The 1,483-nt window shown below is 66.8% G+C and carries 1 protein-coding gene; it reads left to right on the top strand.

Annotated features, from left to right (window positions below; genetic code table 11):
• Nucleotides 1-1,293 (top strand): NAD-dependent succinate-semialdehyde dehydrogenase (locus PJL15_RS22525; RefSeq protein ID WP_281453351.1); only part of this gene is annotated, 1,293 nt, incomplete at its 5' end.
• Nucleotides 1,294-1,483: the final 190 nt, after the last annotated feature.

Here is a 1,483-nt window from a genome sequence, read left to right as displayed (position 1 = left end):
GCTGCCGCCCAGGCCGACTGGGCCCGCACGGCGCCGCGCGAACGCGGCGAAATCCTGCGCCGCGCCTTTGAGCTGGTCACCGAGCGTGCCGAGGACTTCGCACTGCTCATGACCCTCGAAATGGGCAAGCCGCTGGCCGAAGCACGCGGCGAAGTAACCTACGGTGCCGAGTTCCTGCGCTGGTTCTCCGAGGAAGCCGTACGCGTCTCCGGCCGCTACTCCGCAGCACCCGACGGCAAGAACCGCCTCCTCGTGCAGAAGAAGCCCGTCGGCCCCTGCCTGCTGATCACCCCGTGGAACTTCCCGCTGGCCATGGCCACCCGCAAGGTAGCCCCCGCCGTCGCCGCCGGCTGCACCATGGTGCTCAAGCCCGCCAACCTGACCCCGCTGACCAGCCTGCTGTTCGCCCAGGTCATGCAGGAAGCCGGCCTTCCCGCCGGTGTCCTGAACGTCATCCAGACCTCCACGGCCGGCGCTGTCACCGGCCCGCTGATCAAGGACGACCGTCTCCGGAAGATCTCCTTCACCGGCTCCACCCCCGTGGGCCAGGCCCTCATCCGCGAAGCTGCCGACAAGGTCCTGCGTACCTCCATGGAGCTTGGCGGCAACGCCCCGTTCGTCGTCTTCGAAGACGCCGACCTGGACAAGGCCGTCGAAGGTGCGATCGCTGCGAAGATGCGCAACATGGGCGAGGCCTGCACCGCAGCCAACCGCTTCATCGTGCACGAATCGGTTGCTGACGAGTTCGCAGAGAAGTTCGCGGCCAAGATCGGTTCCCTCACCACCGCCCGTGGCACCGAGCCCGAATCCAAGGTTGGCCCGCTGATCGACGGCAAGGCCCGCGACGGTGTCCACGCCCTCGTTACCGAAGCTGTCGAAGGTGGCGCCGAGGCAGTTACCGGTGGTGCCGCCGTCGACGGCCCCGGCTACTTCTACCAGCCCACGGTGCTGAAGAACGTTGCCGCCGATGCCCGCATCCTCCAGGAAGAAATCTTCGGACCGGTTGCCCCGATCATCACCTTCGCCACCGAAGACGACGCCGTTCGCCTGGCCAACAACACCGAATACGGCTTGGTGGCCTACGTCTTCACCAAGGACCTCAACCGTGGCCTGCGGATCAGCGAACGGATCGAGACCGGCATGCTGGGTCTGAACGCCGGCGTGATCTCCAACGCCGCGGCACCTTTCGGTGGCGTCAAGCAGTCCGGCCTGGGACGCGAAGGCGGCTCCGAAGGCATCGAAGAGTACCTCTACACCCAGTACGTAGGTATCGCGGACCCGTACGCCGACTAGGCTGCGAAGGATCCCGTCCACCGCTCTCGCAACAAGAACGGTTGACACTCAAAGGGCCCGGCGCCGGAACCACAAGTTCCGCTGCCGGGCCCTTTGCCGTCTGTGCCAGTCGGCTGTGCTGCGCCGACGCGTCTGCCGTGCCGCCGCGCCCGCTGCTGGCCCTTGTACACATCTGACGCTGCCGACGAGG

This window comes from Paenarthrobacter nitroguajacolicus (genome assembly GCF_029952445.1).
GTDB lineage: Bacteria > Actinomycetota > Actinomycetes > Actinomycetales > Micrococcaceae > Arthrobacter > Arthrobacter nitroguajacolicus_B.
This window is presented reverse-complemented; position numbering and strand designations above follow the sequence as displayed.